17 protein-coding genes and 1 riboswitch are annotated in these 24,003 nt (G+C 61.1%); of the genes, 5 read left to right on the plus strand and 12 right to left on the minus strand.

The features are described from left to right. Positions 1-538 precede the first annotated feature (538 nt). The 11 genes from HGP12_RS14075 to HGP12_RS14125 form a co-directional block, all read right to left on the minus strand. A complete protein-coding gene (locus tag HGP12_RS14075; RefSeq protein WP_246703380.1) occupies positions 539-7,288 on the minus strand; it encodes a filamentous hemagglutinin N-terminal domain-containing protein in 6,750 nt (2,249 codons plus the stop codon). A 188-nt stretch (positions 7,289-7,476) separates the two neighbouring features. Further along, on the minus strand, positions 7,477-8,034 hold the full coding sequence (locus HGP12_RS14080) for a hypothetical protein (protein WP_168842301.1): 558 nt from the start codon (positions 8,032-8,034) through the stop codon (positions 7,477-7,479). Positions 8,035-8,091: 57 nt separating this feature from the next. Beyond that, positions 8,092-8,553 carry a hypothetical protein gene (locus tag HGP12_RS14085; protein WP_168842300.1) on the minus strand — a complete coding sequence of 154 codons (462 nt, stop codon included), beginning with the start codon at positions 8,551-8,553 and terminating at the stop codon, positions 8,092-8,094. 20 nt (positions 8,554-8,573) lie between these two features. Next, positions 8,574-10,352: a ShlB/FhaC/HecB family hemolysin secretion/activation protein gene (locus tag HGP12_RS14090; protein WP_168842299.1), complete on the minus strand. Its 1,779-nt coding sequence runs from the start codon at positions 10,350-10,352 to the stop codon at positions 8,574-8,576. 16 nt (positions 10,353-10,368) lie between these two features. Continuing rightward, positions 10,369-11,046 (minus strand): invasion associated locus B family protein, encoded by a 678-nt coding sequence (locus tag HGP12_RS14095; protein ID WP_168842298.1) that lies wholly within the window; start codon positions 11,044-11,046, stop codon positions 10,369-10,371. A 392-nt stretch (positions 11,047-11,438) separates the two neighbouring features. Further along, on the minus strand, positions 11,439-12,659 hold the full coding sequence (locus HGP12_RS14100) for a DUF1501 domain-containing protein (protein ID WP_168842297.1): 1,221 nt from the start codon (positions 12,657-12,659) through the stop codon (positions 11,439-11,441). A 2-nt stretch (positions 12,660-12,661) separates the two neighbouring features. Continuing rightward, on the minus strand, positions 12,662-14,176 hold the full coding sequence (locus HGP12_RS14105) for a DUF1800 family protein (RefSeq protein ID WP_168842296.1): 1,515 nt from the start codon (positions 14,174-14,176) through the stop codon (positions 12,662-12,664). Between the two features lie 75 nt (positions 14,177-14,251). Further along, entirely contained in the window at positions 14,252-14,701 is a 450-nt protein-coding gene (locus HGP12_RS14110; RefSeq protein WP_168842295.1) for a periplasmic heavy metal sensor, read from the minus strand. Beyond that, positions 14,698-15,162, minus strand: coding sequence for a hypothetical protein (locus tag HGP12_RS14115; protein WP_168842294.1), 465 nt, complete (start codon positions 15,160-15,162; stop codon positions 14,698-14,700). Before HGP12_RS14115 ends, HGP12_RS14110 begins: the two co-directional genes overlap by 4 nt. Then, the gene (locus HGP12_RS14120) at positions 15,155-15,763 is read right to left on the minus strand and encodes an RNA polymerase sigma factor (RefSeq protein WP_281408244.1); all 609 of its coding nucleotides are present in this window, start codon (positions 15,761-15,763) and stop codon (positions 15,155-15,157) included. Before HGP12_RS14120 ends, HGP12_RS14115 begins: the two co-directional genes overlap by 8 nt. 321 nt (positions 15,764-16,084) lie before the next feature. Then, the gene (locus HGP12_RS14125; RefSeq protein ID WP_168842292.1) at positions 16,085-16,888 is read right to left on the minus strand and encodes an EF-hand domain-containing protein; all 804 of its coding nucleotides are present in this window, start codon (positions 16,886-16,888) and stop codon (positions 16,085-16,087) included. Positions 16,889-17,385: 497 nt separating this feature from the next. Here HGP12_RS14125 and HGP12_RS14130 point away from each other — a divergent pair, with 497 nt between their 5' ends. After that, positions 17,386-18,027 (plus strand): TetR family transcriptional regulator, encoded by a 642-nt coding sequence (locus HGP12_RS14130; RefSeq protein WP_168842291.1) that lies wholly within the window; start codon positions 17,386-17,388, stop codon positions 18,025-18,027. Positions 18,028-18,198: 171 nt separating this feature from the next. On the opposite strand, the gene HGP12_RS14135 is transcribed toward HGP12_RS14130, so the two are convergent. Continuing rightward, positions 18,199-19,290 carry a porin gene (locus HGP12_RS14135; protein ID WP_168842290.1) on the minus strand — a complete coding sequence of 364 codons (1,092 nt, stop codon included), beginning with the start codon at positions 19,288-19,290 and terminating at the stop codon, positions 18,199-18,201. A 612-nt stretch (positions 19,291-19,902) separates the two neighbouring features. On the opposite strand from HGP12_RS14135, the gene HGP12_RS14140 reads away from it, so the two are divergent. From HGP12_RS14140 to thiS, 4 genes are all read left to right on the plus strand, one after another. Further along, the gene (locus HGP12_RS14140) at positions 19,903-20,646 is read left to right on the plus strand and encodes a hypothetical protein (protein WP_168842289.1); all 744 of its coding nucleotides are present in this window, start codon (positions 19,903-19,905) and stop codon (positions 20,644-20,646) included. Between the two features lie 133 nt (positions 20,647-20,779). Beyond that, positions 20,780-20,912, plus strand: a riboswitch (TPP riboswitch). Positions 20,913-21,004: 92 nt separating this feature from the next. Next, positions 21,005-22,831 carry a phosphomethylpyrimidine synthase ThiC gene (gene thiC / locus HGP12_RS14145; RefSeq protein WP_168842288.1) on the plus strand — a complete coding sequence of 609 codons (1,827 nt, stop codon included), beginning with the start codon at positions 21,005-21,007 and terminating at the stop codon, positions 22,829-22,831. 1 nt (position 22,832) lies between these two features. Then, positions 22,833-23,813 carry a glycine oxidase ThiO gene (gene thiO / locus HGP12_RS14150; protein ID WP_168842287.1) on the plus strand — a complete coding sequence of 327 codons (981 nt, stop codon included), beginning with the start codon at positions 22,833-22,835 and terminating at the stop codon, positions 23,811-23,813. Next, the gene (gene thiS / locus HGP12_RS14155; protein WP_168842286.1) at positions 23,804-24,001 is read left to right on the plus strand and encodes a sulfur carrier protein ThiS; all 198 of its coding nucleotides are present in this window, start codon (positions 23,804-23,806) and stop codon (positions 23,999-24,001) included. Before thiO ends, thiS begins: the two co-directional genes overlap by 10 nt. Positions 24,002-24,003: the final 2 nt, after the last annotated feature.

Here is a 24,003-nt window from a genome sequence, read left to right on the forward strand (position 1 = left end):
TGCCGTTGGCGATATTGCGGGAAGGATCGGCCGTGCCATCGGCGTTGTAGGCCGAGCACGCGCTTTGAGCGCTACAGGTCAGCGTCGTGGTGCGATTGAGAACGACGCCTTCGTTGGTGAGCGTCGATCCCTTGAGCGTCGCACCACCGCCGGCCTCGATCCGGCTGTAGGAGTTGGTGAGGTTGGTGGCATCGACTGTGAGATTGCCGCCGGCGCGGATCACTGCCTCGGGGCTGAGCGCACTGGTGAAGCGGTCTTCATAAACCGACTGCGATATGTTGGACGTCGGATCCCAAGTGTAGGTCGTACTGGTGTCCGAACCGCTGCGGATGACTTCATCGACAATGAAATAGCGTGACGGATTGTTGGGATCGAGAATGGGATTGCCATTGGCATCCTTGGGAACGCGAGCCTTGATCCAGTCGAAGATCGGCCGCACTTCCGTCGGGCCACTGCCGCTGACCCAGGTCCAGGCGTGATAGGAGGTGCCGTCGGCAAGCGTTGCGACCGAATACAACAGCGGCTGATAGTCAGAAAACTATCCCGGATCGACCCCCGCATAAAGCTGGAACATGTTCTGGTCGGTCGATTCCAGATAGGCGAAGGGTTGGCCCGCGACCGCTGGATTAAGCACGAAGGTGCCGACGGCAGCACCAGAGGAGACCAACTGACCCGTCACCCAGGTCGGCGTCGTCGATCGCCTGTTGGTGAGATTGTTGGTCAGGATCGACATGTCACCATCGGACTGAATAAGACCGGACACATTGGTGACTGCCGCATTGCGCTGACCGGCGGTCGCTCCCTGGATGCTCAACCCACCATTGGCGACGATAGCGCCCTGATCGTTGGTCAACGTGCCGCCGACGAAGAGATTGGCATTGTTGCCGGCAAAGACGAGGCCGGACGGACTGTTGTAGAAGTCGCCAGCGACGTTGAACGTGAGATTGTTGCCGGCGGCAAGCTGGCCGGTGTTGCCGAGCGACGGCAGGGTGAGCGTCAGGTCATGCGCGGCAAGCAGCGATGTATTGGCGGTGGTGATGAGACCCGCGGCGGAGATGGCGATGTCGCCGGAACCGCCGGCATTGGTGACGGTACTGACCTCGGCATTGGAGAGATCGGCATTGCCGGAGAGATTAAGGGCAAGGCCACCGAAGACGAGATTGCTGCCGGAAAGATTGGCCGAAGAGCCGTTGACAATCAACGTACCGCCGCCGGAAATCCGGCTACCCCTGCTGCCGGAAAGATCGACGGCAGCGGTATTGAGCGTCAGATTGCCGCCGACACGGGTGGTGTTGGCATAGGCGATGGCACCAGGCGCGGTGAGCGTGGCAGTGCCGAGGCTCTGCAGGCTGTTGTAGCCGATGTTCTGCGTCGCCGTGGCGGCAAGATCGCCGCCCGAAAGCAGGGAATTGGCGCCAATGCTGCCGTTTGAGGCTGACAGCGTCATCGCACCAGTGCGCTGCAGCATCAGGCTGCCGCCGGCCGCAGCATTGGTGGCGGCGAAATCGACGCCGGCGACCAGCGTGTCGATCGTCATCGATCGGGCGGACAGATTGGCGTTGCGGCTGGCAAGCGATTGGCCGGTGAGCGTGATCGCATTCCCCGCTGTGAGCGACAGATCGCCATGGGAAACCGCGTTGGCGCTGACATTGTTCGCCGCGTTGGCGGTGATGCTGCCGGCCGCCATCAGGCTGTTGACGGTTGCATCGCCGGACGTCGCCTTCAGGGTGAGATCGCCGGCGCGATTGCCTGCAATCGTCGCGGCCTGACCGAGAACGATATTGCCGGTCGCCGATTGGCTGGTCGCGGCAAAATCGACGCCGGCGACGATGACATTGCCGCTGATGCCCGATCCGATGATCGAGACGTCACTTGCGCCGAGAAGCTGGCCGTTGATCGCGACCGCACCGGGACTTGCGGACGAGCCGATCGCGACGGTGCCATGGCCTGTGATGTTGCCGCCCGTAAAGGCGCTTGCCGCCACGTTGAGGTTGCCTGCGACGATCAGCGTACCGGCCGATGCACTTCCAGCGTTAATGGTGAGATCGCCGCTTGATCCGAGAGCGATGGCGCCGTTTGACGATCGTGCGCTGGCGGCAAAATCGACGCCCGTGACGGCCTGATTGATCTGGACGGTCGAACCGGACAGCAAGACATCGCCGGCACCGAGAAGTTGGCCGGTCACGTTGACACTACTGCTGCCGGCAAGGGTGATATCGCCATGTCCGGTAACAGCATTGGCGCTGATCGTGCCGCCGCTGACGTCGATTGCGCCGGCCGACACCATGGTCTGCGTGGTGATGCCAGCGGAAGCGGTCAGATTCATATCCCCGGACGATCCGAGCACAATGCCGCCGCCGGCATTGGTAACAGCGAAATCGATGCCGGAGATCAGCGTTGGCGCACGGATGCTGCCGCCATTGATCGCGAGGTCGCCTGCGGCCAGGATCTGGTTGCTCACATCAATGCGACCGCTTGCGGTCGTCGTGGCGACATTGCCGGCAATGCCGGCGTTACCGCTAGCGGTAATCGCGACCTTGCCGTGACTGGTGATGCTGTCGGCGCTGAGGTTTGCCGCCCGTGCCGTGACATCGCCGGCCGACAGGATCGTGCCGGCCGTGATGTTGCCGGAGGCCGTCAGGCTGGTCTTGCCGGATTGCGCCAGCACGATAGCGCCGCCGGCGGCGTTGGTGGCGGCAAAGTCGATGCCGGAGATCAGCGTCGGTGCGCTGATGCTGCCGCCATTGATCGCAAGATTGCCTGCGGCCAGAATCTGGTTGCTGACATCGACATTGCCGAGAATGCCAGCGTTACCGCTAGCGGTAATCGCGACATTGCCGTGGCTGGTTACGCTGCCGGCCTCAAGATTGGCCGCGTTTGCCGTGATATCGCCGGCCGACAGGATTGTGCCGGCCGTGGCATTGCCGGAGACGGTAAGATCCGTCGCGCCGGACCCTCCAAGCACGATGTTGCCGCCGGCAGCGTTGGTGGCGGCAAAATCGACGCCGGAGGCCAGAAGTCCGGCGTTGAGGCTGGCGCCATCGATCGAGAGTTTGCCTGATGACAGCACCTGGCCGGTGACATTGACGCGACCATTTGCCTTCAGGTCGGTGCTGCCATGGCTGGTGATGCTACTTGCCGTCAGATCGATCGCTTGTGCGGTCAGATTGCCCGCCGACAACAGCGTGCCGATGGTGAGATTGCCGGTCGAGGCCAGCGACACATCGCCACTTGATGTCTGGACGATGTTGCCGTTGGCGGCGGCCGTGCCGATGAAGTCGACACCGGAGACGATGGCGCCGGCCGCGATGCTCGGGCCTGAGACGCTGATGTTTCCGCCACCAAGGACTTGGCCATTGACGGTGGTCGTACCGGAAAGCGTGATATCCTTGTGCCCGGTGACAGTATCGGCCGTCACGCTGGCGGCGTTGACGTTGGTCGCACCGGCGACTTCCACAGTCGATGCAGAGAATCCGCCACTGAGCCGGGCGGTCAGGTCCCCGGCCTGGCCAAGAACGATATTGCCACCGGATGCATCCGTGGCGGTAAAGTCGATACCGGCGACCACAGACTGCGCCGACAGGCTTTGACCGGTAATCAGGACATTGCCCGCACCGAGAATCTGTCCAGAAACATCCACGCGACCGCTTGCGGCCGTCGTGTTGGTCGCGCCGTTGAGCGCGATAGCCCCATGCGCTGTGACTGCATTCGCGTTCACGGCTGCGCCGCTGGCCGAAAGAGCCCCTGCTGACAGCAGTGTGCCGGTGTCGATATTACCGGCGGAGGCAAGTGTCAGATCGCCGCTGTTGGCCAGCATGATATTGCCGTTGGAAGCAGCGGTTCTGGCGAAATCCACGCCGGAGACGATGGCGCCGGCCTTGATGCTCTGCCCGGAGACACCAATGTTGCCGCCGCCGAGGACCTGATGAGTGACATTTACACCGCCAGTCGAGCCGGAAAGGCTGATATCCTTATGAGCGGTGATGACATCGGCAGTGATAGACGCGCCGCTGGCGTCGACGGTTCCGGCGGACTGTACGGACGATGCCGCAATGCCACCACTGACGGCGACGTTCAGGTCACCTGCCGGACCAAGCACGATGTTGCCGCCACTGGCGTTGGTCGCATGGAAGTCGATACCGGAGACGATGGTTTGAGCGGTGAGGCTCTGACCGGTGATCGATATGTTGCCAGAGCCGAGGATCTGATCCGTGATGCTGATGGCACCACCGAGCATCATGTCGCCATGGGCGGTCATGCTGCCCGCGCTAACGGTCGAAGCATTGGCCGTGAGATTGCCAGCCGACAATAGCGTGCCGGCGTTGATATTGCCTGACGCAGCAAGGCTCAGGTCGCCGCTGCCTGCCAGCACGATGTTGCCATTGGCGGCAGCCGTCCCCAGGAAATCGACGCCGGAGACGATGGTGCCTGCCTGAATGCGCGAGCCGGAGATCGCGACGTCCCCACCGCCGAGGACCTGATGGGTCACATCAACGCCACCGGCCGTGCCGGAAAGGCTGATGTCCTTATGACCGGTGATCGCATCGGCGCTGATCGTCGCACCGCTGGCGTTGATGCTGCCGGCGGCCTGTATGATCGGTGCGGCGATAGACCCGCTGACCGAAATCGTGAGGTCACCATTCGCTCCAAGCGCAATATTGCCGCCGGCCGCATTTGTGGCAGAGAAGTCAAGGCCGGCGACGATAGTCTGCGCAGACAGGCTCTGGCCGGAGATCAAGACGTTGCCGGAGCCGAGAATCTGGCCGCTAACGGTGGTGGCACCGTTCAGCGTCAGCGCGCCATGTGCGGAGACGTTGTCGCCGGTGATCGTCGCGCCGCTCGCATTGAGCTCGCCGGCAGACAGCAGCGTGCCCACCTTGAGCTGGTCGGACGCCGTCAATGACAGATTGCCGGTCCCGGCGGCGGTCGGGCTGAGGACGATGCTGCCGCCTGCGGCATTGGTGGCGGCGATGTCGACGCCGGAGACAACAGCGCCCGCCTGGATGCCGGAGCCGGAAATGCCGACATTGCCGCCGCCAAGGACCTGGCCGCTGACATTTACAAGACCGCTGCCGGCCGCCACGCTGGTGGCGCCTGAAAGCGCAATATCCTTATGGCCGGTGATCGTATCGGCGGTGATGGTCCGGCCAGTCGCGCTGATCGTACCGGCTGCGAGGATCGTCCCTGCGTTGATCGCGCCGGCGCCGTCGCTGATGATCAGGTCACCGCTACCCGCCACCACGATATTACCATTGGCCTTGGTCGCGGCGAAGTCGACGCCGGAAGCGAGGAGACCGGCGCTGACGCCGTTTGCATTGCCGTTGATAGTGATATTGCCCGCGCTGAGCAATTGGTTGGCGACATTGACGCCGCCGGCGATGCCGATGGTCCCATGGCTCGTGATATTATTTGCCTGCAACAGGGCAGCCTGAGCAGTCAGGTCGCCAGCCGACAGCAGCGTGCCGACAGCAATGGTGCCGGCCCCGGCCGTCAGATCGAGTGTGCCGGACGAACCGAGGACGATGTTGCCACCTGCGGCATCGGTGGCGGCAAAGTCGACGCCGGAGACGATCGTCGTTGCCTGTATGCCCTGGCCATTGATGGAGACGGCACCTGAGGCTAAGAGCTGACCAGAAACATTGGTGGCGGCATTGATGCTGGCAGCAGCATGTGCCGTGACGTTCTGGGCTGTCAGCGACATCGCATTGATCGCGACATTGCCGGAGGACAGCAGACTTGCGGTATTAACCGCACCGCCGCTTGTCGTCAATTGCAGGTCGGCGGCGCCGGCAAGGACAGTCTTGCCGTTTGCCTGGGTGGCGGCGATATCGAGTCCGGAGGCGGTCGCGCCCGTTGCGATCGACCGTCCGGTGGCGGCGATCCTGCCTTGACTAAAGACCGTGCCGGAAACGGCAATATCGAGGCCGGCGTTGAGGCCGATATTGCTGTAGCTCAGAAGTGATCCGGCCGAGATCGCGCCGGACGTGGCGACGATCGACAATGCGCCGCCGCTCGTGGCAGCACCCGTCAGGCCGATATTGCCGGCCGAGGCCGACAGCGTTGCCGTGCCGCCGGCCGTCACATTGGCGGCGGCGATGCCGCCCGCAGACGTCATTGCGAGATTGGTGGCACTGTTGACGTCACCAGCAATACTTAGCAGACCGGTTCCGCTCGATAAGGCGACATCATTGTCGGCGGCAACCGACTGCAGGGTGATGCCTTGATCGGCCTGGGCGGTGACCTTTTGCTTCGAGGTCACCTTGGCCGCCATCACCTTCTGTTTCGAGGTGATGGTGACGCCATCGCGTCCCGACGCATTGCCGATCGAGATCTTGCCATCGGCCGATAGTATCAGTTCGCCGGCATTGGCGGCCATGTCGCCGCTCATCTTGACGCCGGCACCCTTCTCGGTGACGACGACCTTGATGCGATCGGCCTGCATGGCGCCGAGTGCCGTGCCGTCGATCGCGTATTCCGGCGTGCCTGACGTGGCGGTGAGTGCCGTCGCTTCGCCGGTGGCATAATTGTATTGGCTGGCGCCGCCCGTCAGCCGGATGGTTTTGCCGTAGACCGGTGCGTTGACATGGATATTGCGGGAGACCACGTCGAACAGGTCGACGGCGCCGGGGGCGGCTGCAAAATTGCCCCCCGCCCCTTCGAAGGTCACGTCGCCGCCATTGACGGTGAAGCCGGTAAGCCGGCCGTCGGCGCCGATATTCGGCACACCGGTCGTCAGGGTGGCATGCGGCGTGTTGATGAAGCCGCAGCCCGAGCACGTAATGCCGTTCGGGTTCGCGATCACCACATCGGCCCTGCCGCCGAACACTTCCGTCGGGCCATTGAGTGCGGAACGATTGCCTGATGTGACTTCGTTAAGGATGACCGAGGCCGGGCCGGAATTCCTCAAATTGGGATTGCCAGGTGTGGCGCCGCCGAGGTTCGAGGTGCCGACTTCGCCGTTGAAGTTATTAAGGATGAGACCGGGCGTGCCAACGTTGAAGTTGTCGTATTTGTTGTGAGACAGGCCCGTGCCATTCGGCGTGACGATATCGATCAACGGCACGCCGTTCGGTGCAGTCCCCACACCCGGCTGGTTGGCTGCTGGCGCCGTGGTGCTTGCCGATACCGACTGAGCATTTGCGATCGCCGGCTGCAGGAATAGAAGTGCGCTGAGAGTCACCGCGAGCAACTGATGGGCAAGGCGTGCCAGTCGCGACAGGAAGCTGCTATCCGCTCCGATGCGTCCGGTGACATTCGTCGATCCATGCAACATGATCTTCTTGCTCATTGTGCGCCTTCACTGCTGCTTCGCGAGCGGATAATCTCGCCCCGGTTGTGGGAGGTCGCCGACAGCGAGACCATGGTCGCAGGACCGAAGTCAATTTCGGCTTGTGGTTGAGGTAAAGCTATTCCAAACAAAATATGTCGGTTGTGATGGTCATTGCGGCAGAATCCCTGCCGCAATGAGGTCTGGCGTTACTTCTTCGTCAGCAACCACTGCTTGGTGTTTTTTGTGAACGAATCGGAGAGACGCTGAGCCATCACCTCCGGCGATCCAGAGGTCTGCATTGCATTGATCGCTACGGCGACAATCACACCATATCCGCTGCCGCGCATGGAAAGGTCCTCCCCATGGATGTTCTGCGCTGCCGCGATCAGCTCGCCCGTCTTGGCATTCTCCAGTCGAACCGTTCCGTCTATGCGGCTGTCATGGCCTCCGATGACGCGGGCCTTCTTGGTACTGACGTCAAAGACATGAAGCGTGACGACCAAGCGACCCGGAATAGGTCCGCCTGGCAGGCCGATCAGCTGCTTCGTCATCGTGGTGCGAAGCACGCGGATTGCGTCCGTAAGCTCCTGCTGTGCAAGCTTCTGATCTGCTTCCGGAAATGCCGACAGATCCGGCGTCGTCTCAACACGGATTTCACGAACCGAGGTTCGCTGGAGAGCAGCGACAAGCCGCGGATCGGTCGTTACGCAGGAACTGAGTACTGTCATCAGAATTATAGCGATGCCGCCAAACATGTATCGCATTAGTTGAGCCCCCATGATGCCAGTTTCGGACGTCGAGCGGATATGCATCGTCATACCTCAACCGTCTCTCTTGGCCGGCTTCGTCTTCACGCTGCCGTCGAGCTTCTTGTAGAGATCACCCAACTGCGATGTCGGCGCCGGGCACTTTCTCGAACGGGCAAGGTCCGTCAGCACCTGATTGCGATTGCGCAATGCGTCGATCTCGATCTTCTCCGGCGATTTGGGATCCATGAAGAACAGGGCCGGCCAGAACAAAAGAACACCGGTAGCTCCCAAAATCACGTTCTTGCCCTGCGCCTGCGAACGTTCCTTCACGGTCGAAAGGATCTGCCGTTCGTTAGCTGTGAACTCGCGGGATGTTCCACCGCAATCGATCCCGCTATCGCCGGCACCGGTCGATGCGATCGGATGCGCCTCACGGCCACCACAGCTCGAAAGCACGATCGCGAAACAAACAAGCGCCGCAAAAGAAGGCGACACCACGGATACTCTCTTATCTTTCCGCCCGATTAAGCTCATGATTTCCTCTAGATATACAATCACCATTTCACCGACGTACTGACGAACAGAAGTCCGGCCTCATGCCGATCGACCGTGCCGCCCACTACATCCGAATAACCCATGTCAAAATTCACGTGCCCGCCGGCGAGCTTGGCGCCCACCGTCCAGCCGAGCATGTCACCACCCTCGATGCGATAGCGCGCTTGGCGTGCGATCCGTCCATAATCGAGGCCGACATAAGGCCGGAACTCACCAAGGATCTTGGCAAGATCTGCATTGTCGGCGAAGGGCTGCGTGCGCCAGACGAGATCGTTGCGGATGAAGAAGCCGTTATTGCCGAACAGCATCGTCTCGCGCGTACCGCGCACCGAGGAGTAGCCGCCGACCGAGATCTGCTCGGCCCCGAACAGGTTGTCAGGCGAATATTGTCCGGTGATGAGCGAATTGATCTCGAAGCGCTGGTCGGCAAGCTCAAACGGCTTCGTCACGGTGATCGTGCCTGACAATTTCGAAAAGCGAGGATCTGCATCCCCTGCTCCGGCATCACCGGGGGCGACCGCATCGAAGAGGTTCAGCCCCTGGCTATAGGAAAGGTCGAAAACCCAGAGACCGCCCAGCATGCGGCGCGAATGCGAGATGCCAAGATCGCCGACCGTATATTTGCGGCTGCCGACTTCTATTCTGTTGCCGAGGAGGAAATTGTTGGTTTCCTTATAGGTCAATCCGCTGTTGAAGGTGGTGATCGAATCCTTATCGCGGAAAATCACCCGATCGGCGCCGATCCCAACCTGTTTGGAATCGCCTGAAGTATCGAGCGGCCCGAAGTTCCCTGGAACCGTACTGTCGTATTCGTACCAGGAGCCGTTCGCCGAGAACGTCCAGTAACCGTAGGGCACGCTGACATTGCCGGAATAGCTGTTGCTCTTGCCCAGGCCGTCGTCTCGCCACGGATAATCCGGGCCGCTATGCTCGTATGAAAAGTTCCATTGGTCGTTGATGCCGAACAGATTGTCATAGCCGATCGAGGCCGAGGACTTGGAGTATCCCGTCTGCTCTTGACCGAGATTGCTGTTGCCGAAGGAAAGATGCCAGGGATGATCCGGCTTGTTCTCGATATTGAGGATCGAGGTCCCATCCGTCTTTCCCGGCAGCATCGCGGTCTTGGCATTGTTGGAGGTCAGGCGGTTGATCTGGTCGAGACCCTGCTCGATGTCGCGCAGATTGGTGATCTTGCCCTTCATGCCGGGAAAGGCCGTGGCGATCATACCCGAACCCATTGCACCGGAATCTGGCGCCGGCTTGCCGTTGATGTAGATATCGGCAAGCGTGCCTTCGACCGCGACAAGGCGCAGCACCTTCGTCCCGGCAATATCCTGCGCCGGCACATAGACGCGGGAGCTCACGAATCCCTTGTCGAGATAAAGATGCGTCAGGTCCCGCAACAGACCGTTGATCTCACCGACGCCGACACAGCGGTTCGCATAAGGTGCGGTGATCTTGTCGACGACATTGGCCGAAAACTGCCTGACGCCTTCGACCTCGACATGGGTGATCGCAAAACAGGGGCCAACCTTTTTGCCATCAGCAGTCGCGGGCTGCTGGGCTTCCACCGCAGATGGCTTCGGCGTCATTTCACCCAGGGCCTTCAGGCGCTGCTGCTCGGCCTCCTGAGCCTGCCGGCGCGCGAAGTCGTCATTGGGCGCCGATGGAGTTATTTGCGCCATTGCGGGCGAGACGACAAAAACCACCGCCAGCAGAGCGCTGGCGGCCAGATCGAGACCGTACCGAGCGGCAGCGGATCGCCGGGCAGATTTCATAAATGCGCCTACCCGGTCAGTTGGAAGCGGTCTTCTGCAGCGCATCGAGCGCCGCCGGCAATCCCTTCAGGGAAAATTTGATATTGACCTTCTGGCCATTCATCATCTGGACGTGGCCGGTGCCATCGGACGCCTTGGTGAGCGCCGCGACCATCTTGGCGTCCAGCTTCTGCTGCGACCAGCAGCCGGTCTGGTTGCAGTTACGGTAGGCCAACTGCACCACAGGCTTCTCGGCAGCATCGATGCCAAGACCTGCGGGAATGTACATGTTGAGCGGTACGAGCGCCGTCAGCACGAGGTCGTTTGCCGGCTGCTTTGCCGCCTTCTTGTTCGATGGAGCCGGTGCATCCGTCGCCTTGGCGATCGCCAGCGTCAGGACGTTGACGTCCTGATCGCCCTGCTTGACCGTGGCAATCTGCGCCACTTCACAATGCGTTGATGTCGAGCCGTCGGCCGCCTTGCCGTCGATGCAGCGATAATACCAATCGTCGAACTTCTGCACCCGCGCCTGCGGAGCCGGCTGTTGTTCGCTTGCCGCGGGAGCGGGAGTTTGCGCGGCACTTGTATTGGAAGGCGCATTTGCGGCTGGTGCAGGCTGCTCTTGTGCCAGCCCGGAGGATGCAACAAATGCAGTCGACAGAACCGCAACGGCTGCCAGAGTCTTGATGGAAAACGCCTTAGTCGCGAGAGACATTCATAACTTCCCAAAGTCAAAGCCATTCGCTTGCGCAAGGCGCACCTTGCTCAATCGGCAGATCGTCAAAATTCATGAAAATGCACCAGTAACGCAGTGCGACCGCTCATCGGCTAAGGCGCTACATAGCAGAATTCTAATCCATGCATCATAAAGTAGTGGGTGCGCCGCAATAATTCACGCACGTTTCCGGGGAGGCGTGTCGATTCCGCAACATTGGCGGTTGCTATTCGCGAGATTTGTGTGGCGTGCGACACAATGCATACAACTGATGAGTGATTTTATTTGTGCCGGCCGCGATCAGTCAAGGCCACTTGTCCGCTATCGAACGCAATTGCCATCGCCCGTGATGGCGTTGATAAGGAATGCGCAGTAGCCAATCAGAGCGCGGCTCAGACGATCAGCCCCTTCGTCGGCAGGACGTGATCGGATCCCGGGAAGACATCGCGCGTCAATACGGCTGGCGAGGCGCCAAGCAGGTCGACGGCGATGCCCTTGACGACGGCGCGCAGATCCGTGGTGGCGGCAAGATCGCGGCCATCGCGCAATTGCGCCGGCTTGAGGCCGGGCCAATCGGCAATTACCCGGCCACCCTTGATCGCGCCGCCGGCGAGGAAGGCGGTCGTTCCGGTGCCGTGGTCCGTGCCCTGCGTACCGTTGACCTGCGCCGTGCGGCCGAATTCCGTCGCGACGAGGATGGCGGTATCCTTCCAGGCGGGGCCGAGTTCCTGCTGGAATGCGGCAAAGGAATTGTCGAGCCCGACGAGAAGCTTGCTCAGCCGATCCACCTCGCCGGCATGGGTATCCCATCCCTCGAAGGCCAGTGCCGCGACGCGGGGGCCGTCGTCCTGCGCCAATAGCCGCGCGGCACCTCTCGCCATCTGCTCCATTCCCGTGGGGTCTCCGGGGCCGCCCCTTGCCTTGACGTCGAGGCCAGCAGCGATCTTGCCGGTCGAAATGCCCTCGGCGAGGATTTTCGCAAAAAGCGGATCGGTGTGGTTGTAGAGGTCCATCAGGCGCGGCGGCAGATCGTCGCCAACCGGCTGCAGATTGGACGGCGACCAGCCCAGCACCGGCGCCTTGCCGCGAATGACGAGCGGTGCGTTGGCGCCGACGGACAGGCCACGGATCTCCGAAGCGCTTGGTGAAACCTTGTCGCCCTTCGGCAGCCCCTCCAGCAGCCGGTTGAGCCAGCCGGACTCGACACGGCCCGGCATCTCGTAGCCCGACTCCAAAACGTCCTGCCCGTCGAAATGGGATCGGTCGCGGTAGGGTGTGGCGCTGGCATGCACGGCGGCGGCCTGTCCTGCGCGATAGAGCCGGTTGAAATTCGGCATCGACGGATGCAGCGCAAAGAAACTGTCGAGCGGAAGAGCGGCATCGGGGCCGCTGGTCGTCATGGCAATTGATTGCCGCAGCGTCTGATAATCAGGATCGCCGATGGGCGGCACGGCCGTTAAACCATCGAGCGCGCCGCGGAGAATGATGGTGATGAAGCGCGGATCGCGGCCGCCGGCGGCATGGGCGAAGCGCGGGATGAAGGCCCAGGCGAACAGAGCGCCGGAAGCGCCAAGCACGGCACGACGGGTGGGGGTCATGAATTCGCAGGTCATGGTCAGCGCCTTTGAAATTCGGGGGAGAGATAAGCGATCGCCAGGCCCTGGTTGCGGGTCTCGGCACGCGAAACGGCCCGCAGCGTCTCATTCGAAAGCAGCGGCCCCAGGCTGTCGGACACGAAACGGCGGGGGTCGATCTGCGGCGGCACAGCGTTGGCGATCATATTGGCGACATCCATGCGCATGCTGAGGCTCTCGCTGGAGGCCCAGACATCGGCGGTGTCAGCAAAGCCGTTGGGGCCGGCGGGCGCCCAAAATGGCTGGCCCATGGCGGTCAGGGCGCCGAGAATAACATTCGGCTTCGGCGTCTCGCCGCTCGCCCGCAACAGCGCGGTCATGAACTCCAACGGCGAGCGGACCTTTGAAAGCGTCGGGTTCCATGCGTCTTCCGAGCCGATGAGCGCCCGATAAACGGCTGAGAGATCGCCATCCGTCTTGCTGAAGGTCGCAGCGACGGTCTGTACGAGGGCCGGCGGCGGAGTATCGGCGACGAAATGCCGGACGAGCTTGGTGGCGATATGCTGCGCCGTCGCCGGATGGCGGGCAAGATCCCGCAGCGCCTCCCGCCCCTGCCCGACGCCGTTATCGGCATAGGTGAGGCCGAGCAGCGTCTGGTCGCCAGGCTCATGGGCGCCTGCGTTGAAGACGAAGGTGCCGGGTGCGCCGAGCTTGCCCTCGGCGCGCGCCACAGTCCAGCCGGTGATGATCTTGGCAAGCGTCGTCACATCGGTCTGCGTATAGCCGCCATTGACGCCAAGCGTGTGCAATTCCAGCGTCTCGCGGGCGAGGTTCTCGTTGAGGCCGCGCTTCTTGTTGGCATTGGCCTTGGAGTTCGGCCCGATCGACTGCTGATTGTCGAGGTAGCCGAGCATGGCCGGATGGGTCTCTACGGCGAGCAGCATATCGGCAAAACGCCCGAAGACATGCGGCCGTATGGCTTCGCGCTCGAAGGCGCCGGCAACGATATGAACCTCCTCGCTCTTCGAAACGGCAACCGCGAAGTGGTTTGCCCAAAACATCGCGAGCCGCTCGCCGAAACCGATCAGCGGCTGCCGGATGGTGCCGTTGAAACGAGCGTCCACTTCGGCCAGCAGGATCTGCTGTGGCAGATAGGGCATTTGGGGCTTTTCCAGCTTCTCCGCCGCCTTGCCGATCACGGCCGCCATCGCTTGATTGTTCGGCTGGGCTGCCATGACGCCGGACGGCTGTCCCGGCAATTGTTGCGGCCGCGGCGGTCCTTGCACCGGCTTGTCCTGCGGCATCGCGGCGGCTGCGGTTGCCGCCTGCTGCCTTGCCTCCTTACGCTGTTCCTGGAACGCGTAGAGGGAAACGAGAAGATCCGCGGTGGATTGAAGCTGCGGCCCGACGGGCACCGGCGCGAAGCGCTCGGTGATTTCTTCCATCAGCGCTCCGCGCGGATCCGATGCGATCGACGCAGCGCCATTATGATCCGCCCCTAACCCAAATCGGGAAAGAGCGAGCGCGGCATAAACATCATTCGATTGCTGAGCCATGTTCCGGCCAACTCCTGCATCAAACATGCTCCTTAAACGCAGGGCTTGTTCCGATCCGTCGCTCGGCAAGTATGATCATTTTGTGGCAGCGGCTCTCAGCACGCTGCGGCGAACAAGGCTTTCGGCAAGCGCCCGGCGTTCGTCATAGGAGAGTGTTGCGGCGAAATCGACGGCGCGTTCCTCGAGCTTTGCTCTGAGGCCGGTATCGGCATTGCGCGCCCGCGCCAGGGCAGCCAGGAGCGCTTCCTTGTCCAGTGTCGGCTGGCCCAGGATGGAAGCGGCATCGACTTTGGCCTGCTGCGCCTCGAGAATGGTCTGCCGGTTGTCCTTGCGCGCCTCGTTGAGCGCCGCACGCAAAGCTTTCTTCTGCGCCGATGGCAGCTGTTCGCCGGCGAGCGGCATCATCCCTGCACGCGCCTGCGTCTTGCGGATCCACGTCAGGCCGCCGCCGGCCAGCGCGCCGATCAGGAACGTATTCAATACCAGTAGGGAAATGACCACTATTCTAAAACTGCGATCCGTCATTGGCTGTCCTGCGCTATGCCTGCGTCCACCATGCCCGCGTCCGGCCCGATATCGCCGAACATGGTTGCGGTTCCGTCGGAGACGACTGAAGTATCGGATGTCAGGCTGGGCGTCAGCACGGCAATGGCAATGCTGCCGGCAAGCGCGCCGGCGATGCCGATACCCACAAAGCCGATACCGGCCGAGCCGAAGCGGAACCAGTTTCTGATCGTCAGGCGGTGCACGAAGCCTTTCAGGATTCGGCGTTGCAGATCCACATGGCCCGGCCTGACGATATAGGTATCGAGCAGCGCATCCAGATCGGCGGCACGCGCGAGAATTCCGGCTGTGGCGGGATCTTTCGCAAATTCCCGCGCGGCGGCGCGCTCGGCCTGCGGCCACCGGGCGATATCGCCGCCATAAGCAGCGGTTAGCTCCTCAAACCGCCCGGCATTCATCGGAGCTGCGATATTCTCAACCATCGCCCTGTTCCTTCAACAAAAGCAGCTGCAACGAGCGCCTTCCGCGCGCAAGCAAACTTTCCAGTGCGTCGACGCTGACATCCATGATCTCGGCCGCCTCGGCATTCGACAGCGCCTGATAGTAAACCAGAATGATCGCCTCGCGCTGCCGGGGGGCAATCATCTGCATGGCCCGCTCCACGCGCTTGGACGGATCGTCCTCGCTCATCAGGCCCGCATCCGGCGCCGGCCCTTCATATTCGATGTCGGGCGAATGCTCGGCCAGAATATCCTTACGCCGGCGCAGGCGATCGTAGCAGAGGTTGATCGCCACGCGATGCACCCAGGTGCTGAAGCGGGCATTGCGCTGACGCCAGCCGCCGGCATTCCGCCAGACGCGCAGAAACGTCTCCTGCGCCACATCCTCGGCTTCGCTCGCATCGCCGAGCATGCGGGTTGCCACGGCGATGATGCGCGGCAGCTGCCTTGCCACCATCATACGCATTGCTGGAACGTCACCAGCGGCGATACGACCAAGCAGATCCTCGTCCGCATCGCCGCTCCTGGGCGCGCGATCCCACTTCATCGACAATCGCCACCGCTCCTGTTTCGTGCGAGACAGGCATGGCGCGCCGCCCGGCTCGGGTTTTCGGCAGAAAAACTCTGCCCGGCCGTCAAATCCGGCAAGCGGCTCCCGTCAGATCGCAGCATCTCGGTCAGCGCATCATCCTTCGACATCAAGCATGGGTTCGCAAGGATTGAACGGCCTATCCGCCGAATTCCGTCGCTCTCACATCGAGGATTTTCGGATTTTTCTCCCCTCCCCGGCAACTAGCTATCGGGCGAACACAAGAAGAGCCGGCTCACCCGGACGTGGAGGCCCAACGTCTCTCGTCCGGGTTGCCGGCACTTCGCATGGTCAAATGCGAAAGCTCGTGTTCGATCAGAGCGTCAGGAGATCGCTCGTCGTCTGGTCGTGCTCACTGAATGTGTAGAAACTGCCGAAGTCCCGCATCTGCGGCTTCATGGCCTGCTCGAACTGGCTCTGCGTCAGCGATCCGGAACCGGACGTATCGAGACTCTTGAACAACGCCGTTGCCTGATCTTCGCTGACATCGGATGGACGGGCAGCAACGAACTCGGATTCGCTCACATTGCCGTCGCCATCCGCATCCATGGAGGAAAACGCGGTGGAGAGTTCGTCGTCGCTCATCTGGCCGCCCGGTGGCGGAGGCGGCTGCCGACCTGCCTGCATGGCATTTTCAAGCTGCGATTCGGTGAGCGAACCGGTAGTGTCCTGATCGAAGCTTTTGAACAGTTGGTCTGCCTGGTCTTCGCTGACATCGGACGGCCGCGCAGCGACAAATTCCGCCTCGCTGATATTGCCGTCGCCATTGGTGTCCATGGCGCTGATCATATCGCGCTGCTTGCTGTTTTGGCTGCCGGTGGCGGAAGTCTCTTCCGTGCTCGATGTCGAGTCGGTCGAATCACCATTCGAGTTCGAGCTGTCGCTGCCGCTATTGGCCTGAAGGTTGAGAATGATGTTCATCAGCTGCGCGATCAGCTGTTGCGCCGAGGCAAGCTGAGACGATTCGTCAGAAGAGGAGGAGGAACCCGTGCTGGAAGAACCGCTCGAAGAGCTGCCGGACAGCAGCGATGAGATGGAATCGTCGTCGCTCGAAGACGTGGAGCGCGACGACTTATATTGATAATAATTATTTGAAGAGACTGAGGTAATGCTCGTCATTGGGGCCTCCAGATACGAGCGTTGAGAGGAACTCGGATGACTTACGCTTACGCGACTTGAACATGACGATCGCCAAGCTTCGTCGCGCGAAGGCGACGGCACGACGTCGACGATCGAGATGAGCAGACGGACTTGCGAACGCCTAAGATCAACCGCGCCCTGTGCCCCGATTTGACGGGCGCATCGTTTCCCGGGCGAGCGAATTCGGCTTCGTCCAGCCGATATATTGCCATCATGGCTATATCAGCATCCGCACATTTTCGATTTTCACTTCCCAACGCCGGGAAATTGCACCCCGAAACTTGCGCGTGGCTTATAGGCGCTTGACGAAGACCTCCTGTTACGATTTCCTTCCCTAATTTTAGGGGATTATATAATTCGGCCGTTTTGTTGAGCATTGCTGGTATAGGGGATTTCCAGCGATAATCTGCGTCGATGGGATAAGAACGCCAAAAAAGAGGGGTAGAGCTTGAAAACTGATTTCCGTGGAGACGTGAATGAGGCGCACTAAGGAGGAGGCTGCGGAAACGAGGAGCGAGATTTTGCACTCTGCAAAGGCTCTGTTTCTCGACAAGGGCTACGAGAATGTCAGCCTCGAGGAGATAGCCGCAGCGGCTGGTGTCACGCGTGGGGCGGTGCACTGGCATTTCAAGAACAAGCAAGGTCTGATGTTCGCGATTCGCGACGAGGCACAGCAGCCGTTTCAGGAATTGGCCGAGCGGATGTCGAAGGAGCTGCCGACAAATCCGCTTGATCTGGTGGCCGAGGCCATTGCCGGGATATTCGACGATGTCCAGGGCGATCCGCGCAAGAGAAGCATGCTGAAGGTGATGATGCACCTCGACATGGCTTTTTGCGACGGGACCACGAGCCGCGCCAGCTCCTTCCGGCACGATATGCACGAACACTTCGAACGCATATTCACTCTGATGAACGAGAAGACGAAGCTGCCCGCGCCCTGGACGCCGGATACGGCCGCCTCCGCGCTGACGGCCGTCATCGGCGGGCTGATCACCGAATGGACGCTCGACAGGGGCAATTTCCAGCTCGTGCCTTGCGGGCAGATGTTCATCAAGATGATCTTGAAGACATGGTTCCCGATGGAGCAGGCACATGAGGTAGAGACCTCGGCTGCATAAAGCAGGCCCAGAAGCAGGCCCAGCAAAATCAACGCTTTGAACATAAAAAAGGATCCGGAGGGAAAACCGGATCCTTTACTTTGATCGGAGGTCAACCGATCGGGGAAAGAAGCCTGACGGATTGGAACATCAGGCTTCTCTATACCCGGCACGAGGCCGGGTAATTCGAAATTAGAAGCTACGCTCGAAGCGCAGGATACCGGCCCACTGATCCTGGTTTACAGAATCGAAGTTGGTGTAGGAGACTTCCGGCTCGATGAGCAGGTTCTTGACCGGGTTCCACTTGACGTTCGTGGTAGCGGCGAAGATCTTCGAGTCGGTGTAGGCGAGCTGCAGGTTCCACTTCAGCTTTTCGTTGATCGGAACGCCAACGCCGCCCCAAACAGCCCAGTCACCCCAGCCGCACTTCGACGGATCATTAACGGGGCAAGCCGAACGGTCGAGGTTGGTACCTGCATACTTGTTGAGCTTGTCGCCATCGGTGTTCCAGCCGCCCATCAAGAAGGCCGAGAATACGCCGAAGTCGGCATCGACACGAGCCTTGATAGCGCCTTCTTCGACGATCGAGTCGTAACCGCCGACGACCTTGAAGCCCCATGCGCCAGACTTGAAGCCAGCACCAGCAACGACGTCAGGAGCGTAGTGGTTGCCCTTGTCGTCGGACCACCAGCTTGCGCCGTAGGAAGCGTCGGAGCCGCTGGAGTTCGAGTCTTCAACCGAGATCATAGCCGTGAAGCCGTTGCCGGCATCATAGTTGTAGGTCAACTGGTTGAGTTCGTACGGGCCGTCATAGATCACGTCGTCGTTGATGACGTCGCCGGCATAACCGATGTAGGAGTTGTACTGCGAATCGGCCTTACCGACGAGGAAACCGCCGAGGCTGATGTTGGCGAACAGCAGCTTGGTGGAGGTCGAGTTGCCGTCGTTCCAGTCCCAACGAATGACCGTGTTGGTCTTCAGCGGGCCGTATTCGGTGTCGGTCGCGGTGTCGACGCTCAGTTCCGCACGGGTGTGCCAGAGCGTGCCGTTCTTGCTGTTCGGGTTGTAGGCATCGTACCACTCGCCTTCGGAACGGACACGTCCGCCGATCTTGAGGCAGGTTTCAGTGCCCGGAATGAAGAAGTAACCAGCACCGTAAGCGTCGCAGATGCGGACGTATTCCAACGGCTCCGGCTCGGCAGCAACGATGGCGTCAGCTGCATGGGCGCCGGAAACTGCTGCCAGCGCAGCAGCGGAGCCGAGAAGAAGGCTCTTGATATTCATATTAAACTCCTGGTTGTAATATGCATTTCTAATTTGCCGCGAGTGCTGAGCTGAAACCACCTTGAAGATCGACTCGGTCGAAAACGCGACCGCGCAGCCCGGCAAGTACGCACGTAATGTTGGCTTGAGTCCCCTCGAACCTCCATGATTGACCCCGCGGCAAAGGTCTTGAAATGCCCCTACCGATCCGGCCGATCGCTCGACCGTAAGACAAGTTCTGTCCTGCTTCTGACTTACAAACAGCCCGTATGTTTGTCAATTATATGAAGGCTTGACGGACGCTGGTCTGGCGTTAGTCTTGGCCGCTGTTGCTTAAATGCAACTGGCGACGGCAGTGCGGGGTTCGCTTCATCCGGCGAGAGCACCAAAGGCGCGAACGCGCGGCAAGAAAGGCTGCCGGCGGCATTAAAGGCGAGGTCGCCAGAGATAATCGATCAGAGCATGGCGGATAGATTCACGGCCGGCGACGGTCCTATCCGCGCTTGGGCGCCCGCAAAGGCTTGCGAATTCCGGCAAGGCTCAGAAATAAAATTCAACAATTCGCTACACACAGAAATGGTGAATCTTCCTAGATTCCGGCGACTCGCGCCATGGGAAGGGAACAAATCGCGCATGAACGAGAAACGAATGATCTTCATCGCGACCCCCTGCTTCGGTGGCCTCGTCACCAAGGATTATATGCAATCCATCTTTTCCCTGATGCAGACGGGCGCGCAGGCCGGCATACAGCTGACGCTCGCTCTCCTCGGCAATGACGCGCTGATTACCCGCAGCCGCAACACGCTGGTGTCGTCCTTCCTGAACGATACGGCGGCGACCCACATGCTTTTCATCGACGCCGACATCAGCTTCGAGCCTGATCAGGTGATGCGATTGCTGGATGCCGACAAGGATGTGGTCGCCGCCATGTATCCGATCAAGGACTACGACTGGGACACCGCGGCCCTTGAAAATTCGCGCGATGGGATGTCGCTTGCGGCGGCAGCACTTCATTATGTCGGAACGCCGCTGGTCGGCCAGAGCGCCGAGCGCGAGGGCGATTTCGTCAGTGCCGTCTATGCGGGCACGGGCATGCTTTTGATCAAGCGCGCTGTCATCGAAAGGATGATCGCCGCCTATCCCGACCTGCGCTACAACGCCATACACGCCTATCCGAGCACCAAGCGTTCGCCGGGCACCCAATATGCCCTGTTCGAATGCATGGTCGAGGAAGGGACAGGAATTTATCTGAGCGAAGACTTCGCCTTCTGTCACCGCTGGCGCGCGCTCGGCGGCAAGATCTGGCTCGATACCGCCAGCAAGCTCTCCCACACCGGCCCTCACCGCTTCAATGGCAACACCGCTCCTCGTTATTGAGGCGACGCCATGCCGGCTACCCGTTTAAATACGTTTAAATTGTAGATTCTCCAATGCGCCGAGCGCAGCCGCCCGAAAAAAGGCAATCATCGTTGCGGGGTTGACAGAAGCCGAAGGGAGAGCATAGCCTTTCAGTATTCACCAGGGGGGTCCCGGCAAGGGGCTGAGATACTGCTGAACAATACGGCTTTGCCGGTTGTGGGCGCAGTGACCCGTTGAACCTGATCCAGTTCATACTGGCGTAGGGACGGTGCAAGCGCTCGAAGGCCTCGGATTCCCGCGTGGATTCCATGTCGGCGTCTTTTCATCATTCCGGCTGATTGACTGGGTCTCCAACCGCAACTTGGAGCCTCAAACCATGACCATTGCCGCAAAGACCCTTACCCCAACCGTCACGACAGGCCCGCTGCCGGCATCGCGGAAGATCTATATCCCGGGAGACATCCACGCCGATATCCGCGTGCCGATGCGCGAGGTCAGCGTCCATCCGACATCGGGCGAGCCGCCTGTTATCGTCTATGATTCCTCCGGCCCCTACACCGTCGAGGGCGCCGATATCCGCATCGAGCACGGCTTGCAGCAGCACCGGCGCGACTGGGTGCTCGCTCGCGGCGACGTCGAGGCCTATGAGGGCCGCCATGTGCGCCCCGAAGACAATGGTTTCGTCACCGGCGAGCGGCTGACGCCGGAATTTCCGGCCAAGCGCGAGCCGCTGCGCGCTAAAGACGGCAAGGCCGTCACGCAGCTTGCCTATGCGCGGGCCGGCATCATCACGCCGGAAATGGAATTCATCGCCATCCGTGAGAATCTCGGTCGCAAGGCGAATGCCGAAGCCCTGGTGCGCGACGGCGAGAGCTTCGGCGCCCATATTCCGGACCATGTGACGCCGGAATTCGTCCGCCAGGAGGTCGCGGCCGGCCGGGCGATCATTCCGGCCAATATCAATCATCCGGAAAGCGAGCCGATGATCATCGGCCGGAACTTCCTGGTGAAGATCAACGCCAACATCGGCAATTCCGCCGTCACCTCTTCCATGGCGGAGGAAGTCGAAAAGATGGTCTGGGCCGCCCGCTGGGGCGCCGATACCGTCATGGACCTTTCGACCGGCCGCAACATCCACAATATCCGCGAATGGATCGTCCGCAATTCGCCGCTGCCGATCGGCACCGTGCCGCTCTATCAGGCGCTGGAAAAGGTCGGCGGCATTGCCGAGGAGCTCACCTGGGAAGTCTATCGCGACACGCTGATCGAGCAGGCCGAACAGGGCGTCGACTATTTCACCATCCATGCCGGCGTGCGGCTGCATTATATCCCGCTGACCGTCAATCGCGTCACCGGCATCGTCTCGCGCGGCGGCTCGATCATGGCCAAGTGGTGCCTCCATCACCATCGCGAGAGCTTCCTTTACGAGCATTTCGACGAAATTTGCGACATCTGCCGCGCCTATGACGTCTCCTTCTCGCTAGGCGACGGCCTGCGCCCCGGCTCGATCGCCGATGCCAACGATGCCGCGCAGTTTGCCGAACTCGAAACGCTCGGCGAACTGACCAAGATCGCCTGGGCCAAGGATTGCCAGGTGATGATCGAAGGTCCCGGCCATGTGCCGATGCACAAGATCAAGGAGAACATGGACAAGCAGCTCGCCGTTTGCGGCGAAGCGCCCTTCTACACGCTCGGGCCGCTGACGACGGATATCGCGCCGGGCTATGATCACATCACCTCGGGGATCGGCGCTGCCATGATCGGCTGGTTCGGCACGGCGATGCTGTGCTACGTCACGCCAAAGGAACATCTCGGCCTGCCTGACCGCAACGACGTCAAGACCGGCGTCATCACCTACAAGATCGCCGCCCATGCGGCCGATCTCGCCAAGGGTCATCCGGCCGCGCAGGTGCGTGACGACGCATTGTCGCGCGCCCGCTTCGAGTTTCGCTGGGAGGACCAGTTCAACCTGTCGCTCGACCCCGACACCGCCCGCAGCTTCCATGACGAAACCTTGCCGAAGGAAGCGCACAAGGTGGCGCATTTCTGCTCGATGTGCGGCCCGAAATTCTGTTCCATGCGGATTTCGCACGACATCCGCGCCGAGGCGCAGAAAGAAGGATTGGAGGCGATGGCGGCAAAATATCGCGAAGGCGGTGATCTCTATATGCCGGTCGAAACCCCTGCGCAGCCGGCCGAATGAAATGCGCATCCTTGTCAAAGGGGCCGGCGTTGCCGGCCTCACGGTCGCACATGAACTGCACGTTCGCGGTGCCGAGGTCACGGTTGTCGATCCTGGCCTGAATTTCCGCCGAGCCGCCTCCTGGCTCGCCGGCGGCATGCTGGCGCCCTGGTGCGAGCGGGAAAGTGCCGATGAGGCCGTGCTCGAGCGCGGACGTGATTCCGCCGATCGATGGGACGCGATTCTACCGGTCAAGATCATCCGCAATGGCACGCTTGTCGTCGCACCGAACCGGGACCAAAGCGAGCTGAAACGATTCGCCGGCCGCACGACGGGCTATCGCTGGGTCGAGGAACGCGAGATCGCCACCCTCGAACCCTCGCTTGCCGGTCGCTTCAGGCATGGCCTGTTCTTCCCGCAAGAAGCACATCTCGACCCTCGCGACGCCCTGCAGTCGTTAAAAGGCGCACTCGCGGCGAAGGGCGTCACCTTTGCCGACCATATCGGAGATCGCGATCCCTTCCCCGATGTCGTGGACTGCACGGGCGCTGCCCGCATCGGCGAAAGCCGAGAATTACGCGGCGTGCGCGGCGAAATGCTCTATCTGCAGACGCAGGAGGTCGCCCTTGCGCGGCCTGTCCGACTGCTGCATCCGCGATTTCCCGTTTACATCGTGCCGCGCGGCGAAGGCCTGTTCATGGTCGGCGCCACCATGATCGAAACGGACTTCGAAGGACCGATCACCGCCCGCTCGCTGATGGAACTGCTGAACGCCGCCTATGCGCTGCATCCCGCCTTTGGCGATGCCGCCATCGTCGAAACCGGCGTGGGCATCCGTCCCGCCTTTCCGGACAACCTTCCGCGCGTGACGCGGGAGGGCAAGACCATTCTTATCAACGGCCTTTATCGCCACGGCTTCCTGCTGGCGCCGTCGATTGCGACAGAGGCCGCGGATCTCCTTTTTTCCGGACACAAAAACGACAGGAGCCGCCAATGCGCCTGATCATCAATGGCGAAACACAGATCGTCGACGCAACCACGCTTTCGCAGCTTCTCGCCGCGCTCGAATACGAGGGCGAGTGGCTGGCAACCGCCGTCAACGGCGAACTCATCCATCGCGAAGAACGCGACGACCACATCTTGACCGACAATGACAGGATCGAAATCCTGACGCCGATGCAGGGAGGCTGACC

Source organism: Rhizobium sp. P28RR-XV (genome assembly GCF_012641385.1).
GTDB lineage: Bacteria > Pseudomonadota > Alphaproteobacteria > Rhizobiales > Rhizobiaceae > Rhizobium.

Coding starts and splice junctions, on each gene's coding strand:
- HGP12_RS14075 (WP_246703380.1), bottom strand. CDS start 7,288: ATGAGCAAGAAGATCATGTTGCATGGATCGACGAATGTCACCGGACGC.
- HGP12_RS14080 (WP_168842301.1), bottom strand. CDS start 8,034: ATGCGATACATGTTTGGCGGCATCGCTATAATTCTGATGACAGTACTC.
- HGP12_RS14085 (WP_168842300.1), bottom strand. CDS start 8,553: ATGAGCTTAATCGGGCGGAAAGATAAGAGAGTATCCGTGGTGTCGCCT.
- HGP12_RS14090 (WP_168842299.1), bottom strand. CDS start 10,352: ATGAAATCTGCCCGGCGATCCGCTGCCGCTCGGTACGGTCTCGATCTG.
- HGP12_RS14095 (WP_168842298.1), bottom strand. CDS start 11,046: ATGTCTCTCGCGACTAAGGCGTTTTCCATCAAGACTCTGGCAGCCGTT.
- HGP12_RS14100 (WP_168842297.1), bottom strand. CDS start 12,659: ATGACCTGCGAATTCATGACCCCCACCCGTCGTGCCGTGCTTGGCGCT.
- HGP12_RS14105 (WP_168842296.1), bottom strand. CDS start 14,176: ATGGCTCAGCAATCGAATGATGTTTATGCCGCGCTCGCTCTTTCCCGA.
- HGP12_RS14110 (WP_168842295.1), bottom strand. CDS start 14,701: ATGACGGATCGCAGTTTTAGAATAGTGGTCATTTCCCTACTGGTATTG.
- HGP12_RS14115 (WP_168842294.1), bottom strand. CDS start 15,162: ATGGTTGAGAATATCGCAGCTCCGATGAATGCCGGGCGGTTTGAGGAG.
- HGP12_RS14125 (WP_168842292.1), bottom strand. CDS start 16,888: ATGACGAGCATTACCTCAGTCTCTTCAAATAATTATTATCAATATAAG.
- HGP12_RS14130 (WP_168842291.1), top strand. CDS start 17,386: ATGAGGCGCACTAAGGAGGAGGCTGCGGAAACGAGGAGCGAGATTTTG.
- HGP12_RS14135 (WP_168842290.1), bottom strand. CDS start 19,290: ATGAATATCAAGAGCCTTCTTCTCGGCTCCGCTGCTGCGCTGGCAGCA.
- HGP12_RS14140 (WP_168842289.1), top strand. CDS start 19,903: ATGAACGAGAAACGAATGATCTTCATCGCGACCCCCTGCTTCGGTGGC.
- thiC (WP_168842288.1), top strand. CDS start 21,005: ATGACCATTGCCGCAAAGACCCTTACCCCAACCGTCACGACAGGCCCG.
- thiO (WP_168842287.1), top strand. CDS start 22,833: ATGCGCATCCTTGTCAAAGGGGCCGGCGTTGCCGGCCTCACGGTCGCA.
- thiS (WP_168842286.1), top strand. CDS start 23,804: ATGCGCCTGATCATCAATGGCGAAACACAGATCGTCGACGCAACCACG.